Below are 17,934 nucleotides of genomic sequence, written 5' to 3'. Positions count from 1 at the left end.
TCGAGGATGCTCACGGGTGCGCCTCCGAGGGGTAGACCACGCCGAGCTCGGCGCGTACGGCGTCCATCGTGTCCATGACACTGAGGGTATCCGCCCAGCTCATCAGGGGCGACTCGAGATCCCCGGCGGAGATCCGCCGAGCGCCCTCAGCGATCTCGTACGCCATGCCGTCGCCGGGCGCGCCGGGATGGGAGAAGGACGCGGACCGTCCGTCATGCAGGGTCACCGTGAGGGTTCCCGGGGCGAAGAAGGCCCCGGACAGTCGCGCCGATCCGGCGGTACCGCTGACCACGCCCTCGGTCGGGGTGCGGGCGAGCAAGGTGGCGGAGAGCCGGGCACGACCACCCTCGGACCCCGTCGCGAGCACGCCGAAGTAGGCGTCCACGGCGGTGTCCGTCAGGTCCCCGCGCACGGCGAGGTCGGAGAGGTCGCCCAGCACCATCTGTGCGAAGGAGACCGGGTACACCCCGAGGTCGAGCAGCGCGCCGCCGCCGAGATCGGGGTTGAACATGCGGTGGGACGGATCTGCCGGGAAGGTCTGCCCGTGGTCCGCCGCGACCTCGATGACGTCGCCGAGAACGCCGGAGGCGATCACCTGGCGAAGCACGTCGTACTGCGGCAGGAACCGTGCCCACATCGCCTCCATGGCGAACACACCGCGCTCACTCGCGAGGTCCAGCAGGTCACGGGCCTGGCCCGCGTTCAGCGTGAACGCCTTCTCGACGAGCACCGGGATGCCGGCCTCGAGAACAGGGCGCGCCAGCTCATGATGCTGAGCGTGCGGGGAGGCGATGTAGACGGCGTCGAGCCCGCCCGCGGCGAGCATCTCTGCGACGGAGTCGAAAGCGCTCTCGATGCCATGCTTCGCGGCGAAGTCCTCGGCGCGCTGCCGGGACCGGGAGACGACGGAGACCACGCGCGAGGCTGTCGCCCGGTGCGCCGTCGCCGTGAACTGGTCGCCGATGTGCCCCGGGGAGATCACGCCCCAGCGCAGGCCAGGTGCGGCGGCCGGATCGGGGACGGTGGAGGCAGGGAGGGCCAGGGTGGGCGCTGCGTCGCTGCCTCGGGATGCGTCGGACTCGCTCATGGGTCCAATCTACCCAGCGACCCCGACACCGCGGTGGTGTCGGGGTCGCTGTGGAGAAAGGTCCGCCGTCGGCGCAATACGTCGGTCAGCCCTTGACTTCCGGCTGATCTCCTATCGCTCGTTCCTCGCGATACGTCGGTCAGCCCTTGACAGAGCCTGCTGTCATGCCGCGCACCAGGAACCGCTGGAGCCCGAAGAAGACGAGCATCGGGATCACCATGGAGACGAAGGCACCGGCGGTCAGGAGCTCGGCGCCCTGGCCCTGGGTGCCCAGCATCTGCTGCAGGCTCACGATGACCGTCTTGTTCTCCCCGCCGCCCAGGAACAGCTTGGCGATGAGCAGGTCGTTCCACACCCACAGGAACTGCAGGGTGGCGAAGGCGGCGATCGCCGGGGAGGACATCGGAGCGACCAGACGCCAGAACGTCTGGAAGTGCGAGGCCCCGTCGATCTTGGCGCTCTCCACCACCGAGTTGGGGAGAGTGGCCATGTAGTTGCGCAGGATGTACACGGCCAGCGGCATGCCGAAGCCGGTGTGCAGCATCCACACCGCCACGAACTGTCCGTTGATCCCGAGACCCCGCGGGCCCAGCAGGTCCAGCATCGGCTGGAACGCCACCTGGATCGGGACCACCATCAGCGCGACGATCACGATGAACAGCACGTCCTTGGCGGGGAAGTTGATGAACGTGAACGCGTACGCGGCGAAGGCCGCGAACATGATCGGCAGCACCGTGGCGGGAACCGCGACCACGATGGAGTTGATCAGGGAACCGGAGATCGAGGGGTCGCCGAGCACCTGGGCATAGTTGTCCAGCGTCCAGCCGCCCTCCCATAGACTCGTCCACCAGCCGGTCGACGCCGCGGCCTCCCGCGAGCGGAAGCTCGTCACGAGCAGCCCGACCGTGGGGATCGTCCACAGCAGTGCCAGGAGCGGCATCGCGATGGTGGCAAAGATCGAACGCTTGCGTCCGTCCTTCATCGTCATGCTCATCGGTTCGCCTCCTGGTCCCTGAAGCTCTTGACCTGGTAGATGAGGATCGGGATCACCAGGATCAGCAGCACGACCACGATGGCCGAGGCCTGCCCTGCCTGCTGATCGGTGAACAGCTTCCGGAAGAAGAGGTTCGCGATCACATCGGAGTTGTACAGACCGTTGGTGGTGACGTAGATGAGGTCGAAGACCTTCAGCACCAGGATCAGCACCGTGATCAGCACGGCGAGCAGCGTGGCCCGTACCTGGGGGAACACGATCTGCCAGAAGATCCGGATCTCGCCGGCACCGTCCATGCGGCCCGCTTCGATGGTGTCCTCGGGGACGCCCTTGATGGCGGAGCTGATCAGGACCATCGCGAAGCCCGTCTGCAGCCAGATCAGGATCACCATGAGCGCGAGCGAGTTCAGACGTGCGGTGTCGATCTGGTACCAGGGCTGCGGATCGCCGCCGAGGGCGGTGACGATCGCGTTGAGCAGGCCCGTCTGGGCCTCGCCGGGGGAGTTGAAGGCGTACACCAGCCCCCAGATCGTCGCCGCACCGACGAAGCTGATCGCCATGGGGAGGAAGATCATCGACTTCGCGGCGTTCTCCCCGACCGGAGAGAGCTTGTCCGCGAGCACCGCGACGGCGAGACCGAAGGCCACGCTGAGGACCGGGACGATGAGGATCCACAGGAAGTTGTTCAGCAGGGTGGACCAGAAGTGCCCGGTGCTGAAGATCGCCTTGTAGTTGTCCAGCCCCACCCACCCGGTCGAGTCGTCGTTCGCGAACGAGTAGACGATGGTCTGGACCGTCGGGTAGAGCAGGAAGAGGCCGATGAGGCTGAATCCCGGCAGCAGGAACGCATAGGGGATGAGTCCCTCGGCGAACCTCGTCGGGAAGCCCTCGATGCACAGGTTCAGGAAGTAGAAGAACAGCACCGAGCCGCCGATGCCGACCACCAGGCCGAGGACCCCGATGAGGATCCCGGAGTTCGCGAAGTACTGCGGGTAGTACGCGAAGGCGAGGAACACGTTGCACACGAACCAGGCCGTCACGGCCATGCCGACCGCTCCGATGATCACGCGCACGGGGCGGGCCGGGGAGCTCGTGTGCTCGTTGAGCTCCATCGGCGAAGACCCGCCGGGCCCCTGTCGGGTGGGCGTCGCGGTGGTCACTTGGGCCACCCGGACTCGATCTCGTCGCAGACCACCTGTGAGGTCTTCGCGCCCTGCAGCCACTCGACCATGCCCGTCCAGAAGGATCCGCCGCCGACGGACGTGGGCATCAGATCCGAACCGTCGTAGCGGAACACCTGGGCGTTCGAGGCGATCTCCGCGACCTGCTGGGTGATCGAGTCGGAGTACAGGGACTGGTCGAAGGTGCGGTGGGGGCTCAGCCAGCCGCCGGCCTTCGCCCACTCGCCGCCGAAGGCATCGGAGGTCAGGAACTCCATGACCTTCACGGTGTCGTCGTTGAGGGTGAACAGCGAGGCGAGGTCACCGCCGCCGAGGATCGGCTGGCCGTCGAACCCGCCCTCCCAGGTGGGCATCGCGTACACCCCGACCTCCTCGTCCATGTTCGCCTGGACGTCCTCGGGGAAGAAGCCCGTGACGAAGTTGCCCTGGCGCACGAGCATCGCCTTGGGCGGGTCGTCGAACAGGGGCAGCGGAGCTTCGGAGAACGGCGTGTTGATGATCGCGTCCGTTCCGCCCAGCACGTTGCCCTTGCCCTTGAGCAGGTCGCCCACGATGTCGAAGACCTCGACGACCTCCTTGGCGTTGAAGGGGATCCGGTGCTTGGTCCAGTCGTCGTAGACGACGGGACCGTGCACGCGCAGCATGAACTCCTCGATCCAGTCGGTGCCCACCCAGCCGGTCGCCTGGCCGTCGTCCCATCCGTCGGACCACGGGGCGATGCCGTCGGCCTTGATCTGATCGGTGATCTTCGTGAGCTCCTGCATGGTGGCGGGCTTGTCGGAGTAGCCCCCCTTCTCGTACGCCTTCTTCGGGTACCAGATCAGCGATTTGCAGGCCATGCGCATCGGGGCACCGTAGACGCGCCCCTCGAACCGTGCGGAGTCCAGGAAGCCGGGGATCAGGGTCGAGTTCAGCTCGTCGTAGTCCAGGAACGCGTCGATCGGGGTGATCAGCCCCTTCCCCGCGAGGTCGAACATGCCGCCCGGCTGGGGGAACAGGGCGATGTCCGGAGCGTCGCCGGCACCGGCACGCTGCTGGATGGTGTTGGTGAAGTCCTTGTCCGGCGTGTAGTTGATGGTGATCTTCGAGTCGGACTCGAACTTCTCCAGGGAGGCCATGAAGGCTTCCTGCTCCTGGCCGCCGAAGGCCCCCAGGATGCTCACCGACCCGGAACCGGGGGTGTCGCCGGGCTTGTACTTCTCGCCGCCGCCACCACCTCCGCCGCCGCTGGGGTCAGGGTTCTGCAGGCATCCGGTCATCCCCAGTGCCGCGGTGGCCGCGGCGCCGGTCATGATCGTGCGCCGGCTGAGACGTCGATCCATGATCACTCCTTCGTGAGTCAACAACGAGCTCTTGGTCACACTGTAGGCCGCTTCCGCAGGTTATCGGGCCATCGCGACCCGGTGAAGGCGATTCGCGACAGCCCCGTGACCACCTCGTGACCCCCGGTGAGCGGCTGTGACCACAAAGGGGATGATTCCTGACATTCCGGTCATGGGACGTCAGGCGCTGGCCGTCGGGCGTGGGGTGCCGGGTGCCGGGTGCCGGGCGTCGGGCGCAGACGGCGACAGGATCGGCGGTGGCAGGACGGATAGCGACAGGACGGACAGGAACAGGGGCACGGACCTCATGGTCCGTGCCCCTGTTCCGGCAGGCACCTGCTCCGAAGCCTCCGTTCGGGCCCCGTGCTCGGGTCCCGTGTCCGGGCCCCGTGGCTCAGCGGCCGAGCGGTCTCACTTCTTCGCGGTGGTGCTCTTCTTCGTCGTCGTGCTCTTCTTGGCGGGAGCCTTGCGCTTGGCGGCCGGCTTCTTCGCGGGGCCCTTCGCCCGCTTCTCCGCGAGCTTCTCGATGGCGATCTTCTCGGTGATCTCCTCGACGGTCTCCGACGCGCGCAGCGAGACGTTCGTGGTGCCGTCGGTGATGTAGGCGCCGAAGCGGCCGTCCTTGATCACGATCGGCTTCTCGCTGGTGGGATCGGTGCCGAGCTCCTTGAGCGGGGGCTTCGCGGCGGCGCGCCCCCGGGTCTTGGGCTGCGCGTAGAGCTTCTCCGCCTCCTCCATGGTGACGGTGAACAGCTGTTCCTCCGACTCCAGCGACCGTGAGTCCGTGCCCTTCTTGAGGTACGGGCCGTAGCGGCCGTTCTGCGCGGTGACCTCGGTGCCGTCCTCCGTCGTGCCGACCACCCGGGGGAGGCTCAGCAGCTTCAGGGCGTCCTCGAGGGTGATGGTCGCGAGGTCCATGGACTTCAGCAGCGAGCCCGTGCGCGGCTTGGGCTGCTTGGCCTTGGCGACCTTCTTGCCGCCGGTCTCCTCCGGATCGGGCAGGATCTCGGTGACGTACGGGCCGAACCGGCCGTCCTTCGCGACGACCTCGTGGCCGGTCTCGGGATCGGTGCCCAGCACCTTGCCGTCGTCCTTGGCGCGCTCGAGCATCTCGGTGGCGAGCGCGACGGTCAGCTCGTCGGGGGCGACATCGTCGGAGACCGAGGACCGCTGCGGATCCGCCCCCTCGATGAGCTCGCCGTTCTCGTCCCGGGCGGCACGCTCGACGTAGGCGCCGTAGCGGCCCACGCGCAACGTGATGCCCTCACCGATGTCGATGCTGTTGATGGCGCGGGCATCGATGTCGCCCAGGTCGTCGACCATGGGCTTGAGGCCGATCGGGCCGTCGGTGCCATCGGAGTGGTAGAAGTTCTTGAGGTACTCCGACCGGCTCAGCTCGCCCTGGGCCATGCGGTCCAGCTGCTGCTCCATCTGCGCGGTGAAGTCGTAGTCGATGAATGCCCCGAAGTGCTCTTCGAGCAGGCGCACCACGGCGAAGGCCACCCAGCTGGGCACGAGGGCGGTGCCGCGGCGCAGCACATAGCCGCGGTCCTGCACGGTGGCGACGGTGGAGGCGTAGGTCGAGGGGCGGCCGATGCCGCGCTCCTCGAGGGCCCGCACCAGCGAGGCCTCGGTGTACCGCGGGGGAGGCGTGGTGGAGTGGCCGTCCGGGGTCAGCTCGCGGGTGTCGAGCTTCTGGCCCTCCTCCATCTGCGGCAGGCGCTTGTCGCCCTTGCCCTCGGCCTCGTCGGAACCGTAGCGGCTCGCGTCGCGACCCTCCTCGTAGGCGGCGAGGAAGCCGCGGAAGGTGATCACGGTGCCGGCGGCGCGGAACGTCGCGGTGCGGTCCTTCTGCTCCAGCTGCAGCTCGACCGTCGAGGTGGTGCCCTTCGCGTCGGCCATCTGCGAGGCGACGGTGCGCTTCCAGATCAGCTCGTAGAGACGGAACTCGTCTCCCGAGAGGGAACCGGACACGTCGGCCGGGGTGCGGAAGCGGTCGCCCGCGGGGCGGATCGCCTCGTGCGCCTCCTGGGCGCTCTGCGACTTGGTCTGGTAGTAGCGCGGCTTGTCCGGCACGTACTGGGAGCCGTAGAGCTCCGCAGCCTGTGCGCGGGAGGCCTTGATGGCCTCGCCGGAGAGCGTCACCGAGTCGGTACGCATGTAGGTGATGTAGCCGTTCTCGTACAGCGACTGCGCGACCCGCATCGCCTGGCGGGCGCCGAGACGCAGCTTGCGCGAGGCCTCCTGCTGCAGCGAGGAGGTGGTGAACGGTGCCGCCGGGCGGCGGGTGTACGGCTTGGACTCGAGCGAGGAGACCGTGGCCGGGGCATCGGTCAGCGCCTCGATGAGGGTCCGCGTGGACTCCTCGGTGAGCACGGTCGCCGAGGCGGCCCTGGGCTTTAGGGTGCCGTCGTCGGCGAAGTCGCTGCCGGAGGCGACACGGGCGCCGTCGACGGTCGCGATCTTCGCGGTGAACTGCTCGGACTCGGCCCCGAAGGTGCCGGTCACGTCCCAGTAGTCGGCAGCGACGAACGCCATGCGCTCGCGCTCCCGCTCGACCACGAGGCGCGTCGCGACGGACTGCACACGACCTGCCGACAGGGACGGCTTGATCTTGCGCCACAGCACGGGCGAGAGCTCGAAGCCGACCAGGCGGTCCAGGATGCGGCGGGTCTCCTGCGCATCGACCAGGTGGGTGTCGATCTCGCGGGTGTTCTCCAGCGCGGCGAGGATCGCGTCCTTCGTGATCTCGTGGAAGACCATGCGCTTGACGGGCAGGGACTTCTTGGGCTTGAGGGTCTCCAGGAGGTGCCAGGCGATCGCCTCGCCCTCCCGGTCCTCATCCGTGGCGAGGTAGAGGGTGTCGGCGTCCTTGAGGGCCTTCTTCAGGTCCGCGACGGTCTTCTTCTTGTCGGGGCTGACGATGTAGTACGGATCGAACCCGCCATCGACGTCGACCCCGAACTTGCCGTACGGGCCCTTCTTCATCTCCGCAGGAAGGTCGCGCGGCACCGGGATGTCACGAATGTGCCCCACCGATGCCTGGACGATGTAGTCGTCCCCCAGGTATCGGCTGATGGTCCGCGCCTTCGCAGGGGACTCGACGATCACCAGATGCCGTCCGCCAGTCACGTTGATATGTCCTTCCTCGCCGCGAGTCGTCGCGGCCCGTCCGCCGTGGCCGAATGCCGTGGTCCGGGATCAACCGGACGCATGATCTGCGCTCGGCGATTGTTCACGGTACACGGTCGCCGGGGCTGCTCCTGTGTGACGTCGGCGTGCGCAGAACGAGCACCAGCGCCATCCAGGAGCCTGTGCCACCGGCGATCAGGGCGGCCGTGGCGATGAAGGAGGAGGTCTGCTGCGCGGTATCCTGGAGATCCAGGGGAAGACTCAGGCCGGCCAGGGCGATCGCGCCGTAGACCAGTCCGACCAGCGAGGCCAGGCCCAGCAGCACGGCGACGACCCGATCGACGACCCCGATGCGCAGATCCAGCAGGGCGGCGGACCGCGCGGCGGGCTGCGGGAAAGAGTCCGGGACGTCTCGGGATGCGTCCCCGCGCCGTCGCCGCCGTCCTGGGCGGTCCGTATCCCGCGCCAGCCGGTGGCGCGTGTGCAGGCCGTCGATCGCGAGGACCAGGAAGGTCCAGGCGGCGACGATGATGATCGCCCCGACGACGTCGCTGGACCGGTGCCAGCCCAGCACCAGGGTGCCGATGCCTGCGGCAGCGGTCCAGACGACTCCCAGCGGTGCGATGACTGCGCGAGCACGGCCGGAGGCGAGCACGACGGCGATCATCGCGGTGGCCGCGAGAGTCGTGTGCCCGGAGGGGAACGAGTTCGGGGTGACGTCGATGCCCGGGCCCAGCGCATCGCGGGTGACGACCAGATGCTTGACCACCTGGGTGGTGATGTTCGCGCCGAGCACCAGGAGCACCAGCGGGACGAGCAGGGAGAGCCGACGACGGATCAGCACCAGGACCAGCGCGAGGGCGAGCAGACCCGCCATGATCGGCACGCTCACCGTCCCGACCGCGAGCTCGGCGTAGTGGGACAGACGTCCCTGGTGATCCTGCGCACCGGAGAGGATCAGCTGGTCCAGGCGCTGCCCGCGCGTGGTGCCCACCGAGGTCCGGGCCAGGAGCACGGCCAGGCCGGTGCCGATCGCGGCGCACAGCAGAGCCAGCAGCGGGCGGGCGAGCGCCCCGGTGCGGCGGCGCCGCGTGCGGGCACCCGGCTCCGGGGGAGGGGCCATGGCGTCGTGCTCCGGGGGAGTGGCCCCGGTGTGGTCATCGGGCGCTTTCACAGGTGGACCATCCCCGTGCGGACGAGATCGCGCACGACGGGGAGCACCCGCCCGCGCGCCTCGTCGGGGTCCGCGTCGGTGAGGGCGCACACCGCGGCGAGCACCTGACCGAGGGTGAGGGTCCCGTCCAGGGCGCCGACGGTCGCGGCGAGCACCTGGTCGGCCTGGACGCTGCGGGCGAAGCCTGCGCCCTGGATCAGCTCGATGAGCGTCGGATCCCACTGGCCGGGGGTGAGGTGACGGCGTTCGACCACGTCGGCGGCGCGGACCAGCCGGCTCGCGGCGAGGGCGTCGTCATCCGTCCCGGCGAGCAGATCGAGAGCGCGCAGGCTCTCGGCCAGGTGCACGCCGAGCGTCCCGGTCCCCGTGCCGGTGGCCTCCTCGGTGCACAGCGCACCCGGGCGCGGTGCCGGGACACCAGAGCCCGTGGCATCAGAGCCCGCCGGCCGGCGCAGCAGGAGGTAGCCGAAGCCGATGCCCTCGACGTCGCGGCTGGCGAAGTCGTCGAGCCAGGCCGCCTGGAGGTCGGACCAGCGCGGATCGCGGTCGGTGACGCCGCCGTCGCGGACCCAGGTCTCCGCGTACTGCGCGGGGTCCTCCTGCTCGCGCTGGATGACCCACGAGTCCACGCCGTCTTCCGAGGCGGCGGCGAGCCAGGCACGGGGATGCTCGTCCCAGTCGCCTCCGCGGGGGATCTCCCAGTTGCCGAGCATCATGGCGCTGCCGCCCGGTGCCAGGTGGGCGGGCAGGCCGGTGAGCAGCTCGGCGAGCAGGGTGTCGCCGGCGCGTCCCCCGTCCCGGTACGTCCAGGTCGTCTCGGGGTCTGCTGGCTCGTGCTCGTGCTCGTGCTCGTGCTCGTGCTCGTGCCGGTGCTCGTGCTGCTCCGGCGGCACCGTCGGCGCTGCCGCTGCGCGCCGCGGGGTGATCACGAAGGGCGGATTGGAGACGATGAGGTCGAAGGTCTCGTCCGCCACGGGATCCAGCAGGGAGCCCTGGCGCAGCTCGAGGTCCACCTCGTTGAGGGCCGCGTTGAAGGCGGCGAAGGCGAGCGCGCGCTCGGAGAGGTCGGTCGCGACCACATGCTCGGCGTGACGCGAGGCGTGCAGCGCCTGGATGCCGCCGCCGCAGCCGAGGTCCAGCACGCGGCCCACCGGGGCACGCGAGGTGATCCGTGCGAGAGTCAGCGAGGCGCCGCCGACCCCCAGCACGTGCTCCGGCCCCAGCGCGCGGCCGGTCGCGAGCTCGGAGAGGTCCGAGGCGATCCACCAGGAGATCTCGCCGGCATCGTCGCTCGCGGAGTACGGCGCGAGATCGAGCAGAGCGCGCAGCGGGCGGTCGGGGTCGACGGCCTCGTGATCGCCCTCGCCCCGATGCGCGGGGGGCGCCGCAGGGCCGACGAGCTCCAGCTGCAGCGCACCGTCCGCCCCGAGGGTGGGCAGGACGGCGTGCACGAGGGAGTACGGGAGGGTGTCTCCGAGGACGAACAGACGGAACAGCACGGCGGCCGGATCCGAGAGCGCCGGATCCGAGTGCGCCGAATCCGCCGACGCCGGATCCGACTGCGGGGCGAGCGCACGCCGCGCGGGGATCGGGTTCTCGCGCCGCAGCGCGGCGAGCGCGACGGGGCCCAGGAGGGACTCGGTGGTCTCGACCGTGTAGCGGGCCGCACGGAGGTCGGCGCGCAGGGCGGCGACCTGGTCGGGCAGCACCTGCGGGGGTGCGCTGGAGATGTCGGTGGACATGGCTACGATTGTGCCCCAGCCGCCTGCCCCGGGAACGGAGCGCAGGTGTGGGAAATGCACAGGGAATGAGGAGTCGATGCGGGCAGGCAGAGCGTCCGAGCTCCTGACCGATCTCACCGGCCCCCTGACCCGTCGCAGCTGCCTCACCCACGTCGAGCAGCGCCCTGCGAGGCCCGGCCGGCAGGGCAGCTTCCCCGACTGGGTCGACCCTCGCCTGCTCGAGCACCTGGCCGAGCGCGGGATCACCGCCCCCTGGATCCATCAGGAGCAGGCAGCGCAGCTCGCCCATGACGGCACGAACGTGGTCCTCGCCACGGCGACCGCCTCGGGCAAGTCCCTCGCCTATCTGCTGCCCGCGCTCACCGCGGTCGGGGCGCGGGAGGTGGACCCGACGGCGCGCCGCGCGACCGTGCTCTACCTCTCGCCCACGAAGGCGCTCGCCGCCGACCAGCTCACCAACATCACCGCGATGGCCGACGGGGCGGGCATCCGCGACGCCCGCGTCGCGGTGTACGACGGCGACACCCCGACCGAGCAGCGGCGGTGGGTGCGCCGGCACGGCACCGTGGTGCTGACGAACCCGGACATGCTGCATTTCGGCATCCTCCCCGGCCATGAGCAGTGGGCGAGCTTCTTCCGTGCGCTGCGCTATGTGGTCATCGACGAGTGCCACAGCTATCGCGGTGTCTTCGGCAGCCACGTGTCGATGGTGATCAGGCGCCTGCGGCGGATCGCCGCCCACTACCGGGCCGAGCCCACGTTCATCCTCGCCTCTGCGACGACCGCGACCCCGGAGCTGTCCGCGAGCCGACTGATCGGCCAGGACGTCACCGCGGTGACCGAGGACGGCTCGCCACGGGCCGGGTTGACGATCGGCCTCTGGGAACCGGGGACGATCGCCCGCGTCGACGGGCGGGGTCCGATGACCACCGGACGTGCGGGCGACGGGGGCACGGAGCTGCACGACGGCACAGACCTCCACGCGCGAGCAGACGCGGACGCGGGGATGGGCGCAGACGGGGACACGGACCCGGAGGAGGCGACGGCAGGCGGCACGCGACGGGGATCCTCCGAGGAGCCGTTGCGGCGCTCGGCCACGAGCGAGGCCGGTGCACTGCTGGCCGACCTCGTCGAACGGGACGTCCAGACCCTGGTCTTCGCGCGCTCCCGCCGCGGGGCGGAGCTGGTCTCCAGCGGTGCGCGGCGCCTGCTCGAGCAGAAGGCCGAGCACACCTTCTCCCCGCAGCTGGCGGACAGCGCACGGCGGGTGGCCGCATACCGCGGCGGGTACCTGGCCCGTGAGCGCCGGGAGCTCGAGGACTCCCTGCGCTCCGGCGAGCTGAAGGCACTGGCCTCGACGAATGCGCTCGAGCTGGGGATCGACATCGCCGGCCTGGATGCGGTGGTGATCGCCGGCTGGCCCGGGACCCGCGCCTCCCTGTGGCAGCAGTTCGGCCGCGCCGGCAGGCGACAGGACCGAGACGGCGGCGCCCTGGCGCTGTTCGTGGCGCGAGAGGATCCCCTGGACACCTACGTCGTCCACCATCCCGAGACCATCTTCGGGGCGGAGGTCGAGGCGGCGGTGTTCGATCCGGGCAATCCCTATGTGATGACGCCCCATCTGTGCGCGGCCGCCTCCGAGCTCGCCATCCGGGACGGCGAGGAGGTCATCTTCGGCCCGAGCGCACGCGAGCTGCTGACCACGCTGGCGGCTCGGGGCGTGCTGCGGGCGCGGCCCACCGGCTGGTTCTGGACGATGACCGAATCCGCCCACGAGCTCACCGATCTGCGGGGCAGCGGCGGGGAGCCGGTGCGGATCGTCGAAGAGTCCAGCGGCACCCTGCTCGGCACCGTCGATGCCGCGAGCGCCCACTCCCAGGTCCACGACGGCGCGGTCTATCTCCACCAGCGCACGAGCTATGTGGTCAACCATCTCGATGTGGAGCGGGCGGTCGCCTTCGTGCATCGCGAGGACCCGCTGCACTCCACGCACCCGCAGTCGACGTCGACCGTCCGCATCCGGCAGACGGACCGTGAGGTCGCGTGGTCCGGCGGGGTGCAGCTGTGCTTCGGCACGGTGGACGTCACCGATCAGGTCACCGGATACCAGGTGCGGGACGTGTTCACCCAGGCGGTGCTCGCCCAGCACCCGCTGGACCTCCCACCGCGCACCCTCACCACGAAGGCGGTGTGGTGGGTGATCCCGCGATCGACCACCGACGGCGCGGAGATCCCGGGGGAGGAGCTGCCCGGTGCTCTGCACGCCGCCGAGCATGCGGCGATCTCGATGCTCCCGCTGCTGGCGACCTGTGACCGCTGGGACATCGGCGGGCTCTCCGCCGCACTGCACGAGGACACCGGGGAGCCGACGATCTTCGTCTACGACGGTGCCCCCGGTGGGGCAGGTTTCGCCGAGCGGGGGGCCGACGACGCCGACGCCTGGTTGCGGGCGACGGCCGACATGATCTCCGACTGCGGATGCGAGGCAGGCTGCCCTGCCTGCGTGGTCTCGCCGAAGTGCGGCAACGGGAACGAGCCGTTGTCCAAGCGTGAGGCCGAACGGCTGCTGGGTCTGCTCCACCCCTGAGATCCTCGGGCTCATGGCCGGTCCTGTGCCCCGGGCTGGTCCTGTGACCCAGGCAGGTCTGCGGGGCCTGGACCGGCACGGGCGCGGGCGGTCGCGGGTGGCAGCGGGGATGCCTCGACCTGGACCTGGACGAGCACGTCCCATTCGCGCAGTTCGCACTGCAGCAGCTGGGCATCGTTGCGGGAGGCGGCCTCGGCGGCGATCGCGCACGGCTCCCCGCCGGCGGCGGCCAGGGAGTCCGCCCCTGCCAGCGCGGCGAGGTCCGCGGCAGTGGCGGCGCGTGAGTGCGCCATGGTTCCGGTGCCCAGGAGGGACAGCCCCGCCACCACCGCCGTGGCGGCTCCCGTCCAGGCGAGCACTCCTGCCGCGCCCGTGCTCATCCGTCACCGCCGGTGATCAGATGCGGCTCGCGCCGCGCCTCGGCGTCGGCGCTCAGCTCCCAGCGGGCCCCGCCGAGGACGCCGTTCGGGGCCTCGAGCGCACGGGAGGTGTCCACCCGCACCCACACCCCGGCCCCGGAGACCTGCACCTGCGTGCCGGGCCCGCCTATCCGTTGCGCCGTGGCGATCGCCGCCGCGGGTTCCTCCCCGCGGGCCATCTCGCGCGCAGCTCCTCGGGCGGCGCTCTCGAGACGGAGCTGTGCTCCCAGCCCGGCACCGGCGAGGAGGATGACGACGACCATCATCACTACGACGGGCAGCACGATCGCCGTCTCCGCCGTGGCGGACCCCCGGTCGTCCCGGAAACGGGACGACCGGGCGGACCGCGGCATCACGACCCCATCGACAGCGCAGAGGTGATGATGCCCATCAGGAGCTCGCGCACCTCTCCGGAGGCCAGCAGGGCGACCAGGACGGCGGCGAACCCGCAGGCGGCGAGCACCGTGATGGCGTACTCCGCGGTGGACGCGCCGGTCTCGTCGCGCAGCACGCGATCGAGGGATCGGCGCATCCGGTTCTTCGTGGCGGACATGGTGTCTCCTCCTCTTCGTGGGCGGTGGGCACCGCCCAGTGGCGAGCGGCAGGTGCCGCTCGACCCGGACCGGCAGGTGCCGGTCCGGAAGGGCAGCCGTGGCTGCCCGGCGTCGACCCGGGAAGGGACCGACGCACAGTGGGAGCCCTGCGAGCGTCGCCGCGCTCGCCGGAACAGGGCAGGTGACGGGTGGGCGTACGGCTCATAGCGGCGTGGCCCCTGCGGTGGTGAGGGCGATAGTGCCTCCGAGCAGGGAGATCACCGTGGGGATGATCCCGAGGACCACGAAGGCGGGAAGCAGCGCCACCCCGGTGGGCAGGACGAGGCGCACCGCGAGCTGTGCCGCGCGCACCTCGGAGTCCCGGGCGCGTCCGCGGCGGGCATCCCGGCCGGCGGAGCGCAGCACCCGGGAGAGATCCGCCCCGGCCGATTCCGCGAGGATCGCGGATTCTCGGAGCGCCGCGAACTCGGCGGGCAGGCCCGCTGTGGCGAGTTCCGGGGCGAGGCCGGCCTCGAGAGCCGTCGCCGCACGGGTGAGCGCCTCGGTGTCGGGACCGGGTGCGAGGGCCTCGGCGACCGAGCGGACGGACCTCCCCAGGGGCAGCCCGGATTCCAGCGCCCCGGCGATCAGCTCGAGCACCACCGAGGGATCCACCCGACCCGTCGATGGAGGATCGGCCCGGTGGATCAGGCGTTGCATCCACCACCACCCCAGGCCCGTCAGTGCGATGCCCAGAGCGCCCAGCAGGTTCCCGGCGGGCGAGCCGATCAGCAGGCGCAGCGGATCGCCCCCGAGCAACATGCCCAGTCCGAGACCGGCCAGCGGCAGGACGAGCAGGATGCGGGCCGTGGAGCGCGGGCCGGTGAAGGCGCTGCGGCGCGCCAGGGCGGCGTCGTGCAGGTCCCGCAGGGCCTCCGCCAGGCTCTGCAGCATGCCGGAGGTCGGAGCGCCGGTGCGCTCGGCCACCACGAGCGCAGCGCCCAAGGAACTGATCGTCTCGGAGGAGGCAAGAGCGCCCGTGGCGGCGCGTCGAGGATCAGCGCCGGCGGCCGCCGCGCGGGCCAGGTCGGTCAGCTCGCCCGCGGGGAGCGAGAGGGCGACGGCGCTCCACGCCTGCCGGAGCCCGGCGCCGGAGTTGATCACCGTGGCCAGCTGCTCCACCATCCGGGCGACCTCGAGACGGCCGGCGGCTGCCCGGCGGGCTCGCCTCGGACGGGAGCGAGGGACGACGGCCAGGCGTGGCGGAGCTGCCACCCAGGCCACCGCGAGCGTGGTGGCGACAGCGGCCGCGGTGAGGGAGACGAGGAGGGTCATGCTGCTCTCCTGCCCGCCCGGTGGGGTCCTGGAGGGTGTTCTCGGGAGATGCGGCCGAGCCGGGCCGCGAGTGCCGGGGCGGCAGGACCGTCCTGGAGCTCCTCGCCGTCCATGTGCCACGCGGTGGTGGCCCGGAGCATGCCGTCGTCCTCACGATGCAGCAGGGCGATCTCCTCCAGGACCCGCAGCCCGTTGCGGCGCCCGAGGTGGATCACCACCTCGAGGGCGCTGGCGACCTGCGCGGCGAGGGCGCTCCGGCCCAGGCCTCCCAGAGCGCCGAGGGCCTCGAGGCGGGCCGGGACGTCGTGGGCAGTATTGGCGTGCACCGTGCCGCAGCCTCCTTCATGGCCGGTGTTCAGGGCCTGCAGCAGCTCCTGGATCTCCGCCCCTCGGCACTCGCCGATCACGATCCGATCCGGTCGCATGCGCAGGCTCTGCCGGACCAGAGCGATGAGGTCCACGGCTCCCGCCCCTTCGCTGTTCGCGTGACGGGACTGCAGGTGCACGACGTGCGGGTGGTCGACGGTCAGCTCCAGCACGTCCTCGACCACGACGATCCGTTCGCCCGGCGGAACCTCCTTCAGCATGGCGGCCAGCAGAGTGGACTTCCCGGTCCCAGTTCCTCCGGTGACCAGGAACGGAAGACGAGAGGCGACGATCGCCAGCAGCACGTCCCGGCCGTGCTTCCCGAAGGCGCCGAGCGCTTCGAGCGCGTCGAGATCCAGCGCGTCTCCGCCGGGCAGGCGCAGCGACACGATCGCGCCCCCGGGGGAGAGCGGCGGGAGCACGGCGTGGAGGCGGATCCCCGAGGGCAGATGCGCATCCACCCAGGGCACGGCGTCGTCCAGGCGGCGACCTCCCGACGTCGCGAGGCGTACTGCGAGATCGCGAGCCTGCTGAGGGCCCAGATGCAGGTCGGCGGCGCGCAGACCGTCCATGTCGTCGATCCAGACCGAGCCGTCGTCGTTGACCAGCAGATCGGTGACGCCGGCGGAGACCAGGGGCTGCAACGGGCCGAGCCCGTCGATGTGGTCGCGGAGGCGGGCGGTGAGGTCGAGGGTCGCGGCCGCGCCGAGGACCCTGCCCTGGCGGCGCAGAGCTCGGGCGACACGCGGGACGTCGACGATCCCAGGGCTGCGGACCAGGTCCTCGCGGACGAGATCTATGAGCGGTGCGAGCGCCTGCTCCGGACCGCGACTCGTCACCGGGGTCATGACCGGCTCTCCTCGAGCAGGCGCTGCAGCAGGCGACGGGCGGCCCGGTCGGCACCTCGGCGGCGCACGTCGAGCAGCGGCACGGCACCTCGAGGACCGTCCCGGTAGGAGGTGGCCAGCGGCAGCGCGAGGTCGTCGGCGACCTCGGTGGGCGTCAGCGGCCCTCGTCGGCGCACGACGATCTCGGTGATGGCGTCCGGGAGGTGCCAGGTCCGCAGCCTGCGCGCGGCGGCTCGTACCGCGTGATCGGAGGCGGGGACGACCAGGAGGACGTGATCGGCATGCTCCGCCGCGACCGGCACCAGGTCGTCGGCCAGGTCGACGACGACCGTCCCTCCGAGCGGGGCGAGCGCGGAGAGGACACGGGAGAGCGCGTTCGGCTCCGGCCCGAGCTGAGCCCGGGATCCCAGGAGGCCGATCTCGTCGATCCGCGGGAGTCCGTCCCGCAGGGCGATGCCGTCGTCCGGACCGAGACCGGCCACGTCCTCCCAGGAGATGCCGACCGCGTCGGTGCCCTCGACCAGGAGATCGAGGCCCCCTCCCAGGGGGTCCGCATCGATCAGGACGACGGGACCGCAAGGCCGCGCCGCAGCCGCCAGCCGGGCGGCGAAGCTTGACGTGCCGGCGCCGCCACAGCCACCCGCCACGGCGATCACCGTGGTGGCCGCGCGGGGGCGGGCGAGCTCGGTCAGCTGGGACAGCAGCTCCTCGGAGCTGCCGGGAAGGGGGAGCACGGCACGAGCGCCCGCGGCCAGCGCTCGCTCCCACAGCGCGCGGGCCACCTCGGTCTGCGAGGTCACCACCAGCAGGGGGAGCCGCCCCGGGGAGGGAGGTGCCCCGGGCCCGCCGAGCTCGACGTCGTCGATCACCAGACACCTCGGCGCAGCGTCCCCGGGAGCGTCGAGGAGGTCGATGCCGACGGCGGTGGCGTGGTCGCGGACGAGCTCGTGCAATGCCGGATCCGCGCCGATCCAGAGCGCTCGCGGGGGAGCCCCGTCGGCCGAGGTGGGAGAGGGCGATGACGCTCCGGGGAAGCGTGCGGGCCGGCGACCCGGACTGCCGGGCGCTGAGCCCGTCGGGAGGGCCCTCGCGCCGCTGTCGAGCACCCCGGGAGCGGGGGTGATGGCTCGTCGAGCTGGTGCTGAGGTGCTGGTCATGCCGTCATCGTGGACGCCACGGAGCGTTCGGTGCAGGGCCGACCCGGCGGCGGTGGA

At 71.1% G+C, this 17,934-nt stretch carries 14 protein-coding genes; 1 reads left to right on the top strand and 13 read right to left on the bottom strand.

Annotation, left to right across the window (positions count from 1 at the left end; genetic code table 11):
* Window positions 1-10: 10 nt before the first annotated feature.
* The 7 genes from ACT3T5_RS05820 to ACT3T5_RS05790 form a co-directional block, all read right to left on the bottom strand.
* Complete coding sequence (locus ACT3T5_RS05820; protein WP_444593832.1) at window positions 11-1,087, bottom strand: Gfo/Idh/MocA family protein; 1,077 nt, start codon at window positions 1,085-1,087, stop codon at window positions 11-13.
* A 139-nt stretch (window positions 1,088-1,226) separates the two neighbouring features.
* Window positions 1,227-2,081 carry a carbohydrate ABC transporter permease gene (locus tag ACT3T5_RS05815; protein WP_444578196.1) on the bottom strand — a complete coding sequence of 285 codons (855 nt, stop codon included), beginning with the start codon at window positions 2,079-2,081 and terminating at the stop codon, window positions 1,227-1,229.
* Window positions 2,078-3,241 (bottom strand): carbohydrate ABC transporter permease, encoded by a 1,164-nt coding sequence (locus tag ACT3T5_RS05810; RefSeq protein ID WP_444593831.1) that lies wholly within the window; start codon window positions 3,239-3,241, stop codon window positions 2,078-2,080. The genes ACT3T5_RS05815 and ACT3T5_RS05810 overlap by 4 nt, the downstream gene beginning before the upstream one ends.
* The gene (locus ACT3T5_RS05805) at window positions 3,238-4,584 is read right to left on the bottom strand and encodes an ABC transporter substrate-binding protein (RefSeq protein WP_444593830.1); all 1,347 of its coding nucleotides are present in this window, start codon (window positions 4,582-4,584) and stop codon (window positions 3,238-3,240) included. The genes ACT3T5_RS05810 and ACT3T5_RS05805 overlap by 4 nt, the downstream gene beginning before the upstream one ends.
* Window positions 4,585-4,995: 411 nt before the next feature.
* On the bottom strand, window positions 4,996-7,716 hold the full coding sequence (gene topA / locus ACT3T5_RS05800) for a type I DNA topoisomerase (protein WP_444578199.1): 2,721 nt from the start codon (window positions 7,714-7,716) through the stop codon (window positions 4,996-4,998).
* A gap of 103 nt (window positions 7,717-7,819) precedes the next feature.
* The gene (locus tag ACT3T5_RS05795; RefSeq protein WP_444593829.1) at window positions 7,820-8,890 is read right to left on the bottom strand and encodes a phosphatase PAP2 family protein; all 1,071 of its coding nucleotides are present in this window, start codon (window positions 8,888-8,890) and stop codon (window positions 7,820-7,822) included.
* Window positions 8,887-10,632: a DUF7059 domain-containing protein gene (locus ACT3T5_RS05790; protein WP_444593828.1), complete on the bottom strand. Its 1,746-nt coding sequence runs from the start codon at window positions 10,630-10,632 to the stop codon at window positions 8,887-8,889. Before ACT3T5_RS05790 ends, ACT3T5_RS05795 begins: the two co-directional genes overlap by 4 nt.
* Before the next feature lie 76 nt (window positions 10,633-10,708).
* Here ACT3T5_RS05790 and ACT3T5_RS05785 point away from each other — a divergent pair, with 76 nt between their 5' ends.
* Window positions 10,709-13,219, top strand: a complete 2,511-nt coding sequence (locus ACT3T5_RS05785; RefSeq protein ID WP_444593827.1) for a DEAD/DEAH box helicase — start codon at window positions 10,709-10,711, stop codon at window positions 13,217-13,219.
* Between the two features lie 11 nt (window positions 13,220-13,230).
* Here the strand turns inward: ACT3T5_RS05785 and ACT3T5_RS05780 are convergent, their stop codons facing one another.
* The 6 genes from ACT3T5_RS05780 to ACT3T5_RS05755 all read right to left on the bottom strand — a co-directional run bounded on the left by ACT3T5_RS05780 (window position 13,231) and on the right by ACT3T5_RS05755 (window position 17,877).
* Entirely contained in the window at window positions 13,231-13,599 is a 369-nt protein-coding gene (locus tag ACT3T5_RS05780) for an Rv3654c family TadE-like protein (RefSeq protein ID WP_444578203.1), read from the bottom strand.
* Entirely contained in the window at window positions 13,596-13,991 is a 396-nt protein-coding gene (locus ACT3T5_RS05775; RefSeq protein ID WP_444578204.1) for a TadE family type IV pilus minor pilin, read from the bottom strand. The genes ACT3T5_RS05780 and ACT3T5_RS05775 overlap by 4 nt, the downstream gene beginning before the upstream one ends.
* Entirely contained in the window at window positions 13,991-14,191 is a 201-nt protein-coding gene (locus tag ACT3T5_RS05770) for a DUF4244 domain-containing protein (RefSeq protein WP_444578205.1), read from the bottom strand. The genes ACT3T5_RS05775 and ACT3T5_RS05770 overlap by 1 nt, the downstream gene beginning before the upstream one ends.
* Before the next feature lie 202 nt (window positions 14,192-14,393).
* Window positions 14,394-15,506 carry a type II secretion system F family protein gene (locus ACT3T5_RS05765; protein ID WP_444593826.1) on the bottom strand — a complete coding sequence of 371 codons (1,113 nt, stop codon included), beginning with the start codon at window positions 15,504-15,506 and terminating at the stop codon, window positions 14,394-14,396.
* Window positions 15,503-16,720 (bottom strand): TadA family conjugal transfer-associated ATPase, encoded by a 1,218-nt coding sequence (locus ACT3T5_RS05760; protein WP_444593825.1) that lies wholly within the window; start codon window positions 16,718-16,720, stop codon window positions 15,503-15,505. The genes ACT3T5_RS05765 and ACT3T5_RS05760 overlap by 4 nt, the downstream gene beginning before the upstream one ends.
* Window positions 16,717-17,877 (bottom strand): hypothetical protein, encoded by a 1,161-nt coding sequence (locus ACT3T5_RS05755; protein ID WP_444578208.1) that lies wholly within the window; start codon window positions 17,875-17,877, stop codon window positions 16,717-16,719. Before ACT3T5_RS05755 ends, ACT3T5_RS05760 begins: the two co-directional genes overlap by 4 nt.
* Window positions 17,878-17,934: the final 57 nt, after the last annotated feature.

Origin of the sequence: Brachybacterium sp. AOP3-A1-3, from assembly GCF_052378285.1 — a bacterium.
Classification (GTDB): Bacteria; Actinomycetota; Actinomycetes; order Actinomycetales; family Dermabacteraceae; genus Brachybacterium.
Note: the sequence above shows the minus strand (reverse complement) of the source record. Positions and strands in the feature narration are given on the sequence as shown.

Excerpts from the sequence above, each read along its gene's own strand:
- ACT3T5_RS05820 (WP_444593832.1), bottom strand. The coding sequence starts at position 1,087 with ATGAGCGAGTCCGACGCATCCCGAGGCAGCGACGCAGCGCCCACCCTG.
- ACT3T5_RS05815 (WP_444578196.1), bottom strand. The coding sequence starts at position 2,081 with ATGAGCATGACGATGAAGGACGGACGCAAGCGTTCGATCTTTGCCACC.
- ACT3T5_RS05805 (WP_444593830.1), bottom strand. The coding sequence starts at position 4,584 with ATGGATCGACGTCTCAGCCGGCGCACGATCATGACCGGCGCCGCGGCC.
- ACT3T5_RS05790 (WP_444593828.1), bottom strand. The coding sequence starts at position 10,632 with ATGTCCACCGACATCTCCAGCGCACCCCCGCAGGTGCTGCCCGACCAG.
- ACT3T5_RS05785 (WP_444593827.1), top strand. The coding sequence starts at position 10,709 with ATGCGGGCAGGCAGAGCGTCCGAGCTCCTGACCGATCTCACCGGCCCC.
- ACT3T5_RS05780 (WP_444578203.1), bottom strand. The coding sequence starts at position 13,599 with ATGAGCACGGGCGCGGCAGGAGTGCTCGCCTGGACGGGAGCCGCCACG.
- ACT3T5_RS05775 (WP_444578204.1), bottom strand. The coding sequence starts at position 13,991 with ATGCCGCGGTCCGCCCGGTCGTCCCGTTTCCGGGACGACCGGGGGTCC.
- ACT3T5_RS05770 (WP_444578205.1), bottom strand. The coding sequence starts at position 14,191 with ATGTCCGCCACGAAGAACCGGATGCGCCGATCCCTCGATCGCGTGCTG.
- ACT3T5_RS05765 (WP_444593826.1), bottom strand. The coding sequence starts at position 15,506 with ATGACCCTCCTCGTCTCCCTCACCGCGGCCGCTGTCGCCACCACGCTC.
- ACT3T5_RS05760 (WP_444593825.1), bottom strand. The coding sequence starts at position 16,720 with ATGACCCCGGTGACGAGTCGCGGTCCGGAGCAGGCGCTCGCACCGCTC.
- ACT3T5_RS05755 (WP_444578208.1), bottom strand. The coding sequence starts at position 17,877 with ATGACCAGCACCTCAGCACCAGCTCGACGAGCCATCACCCCCGCTCCC.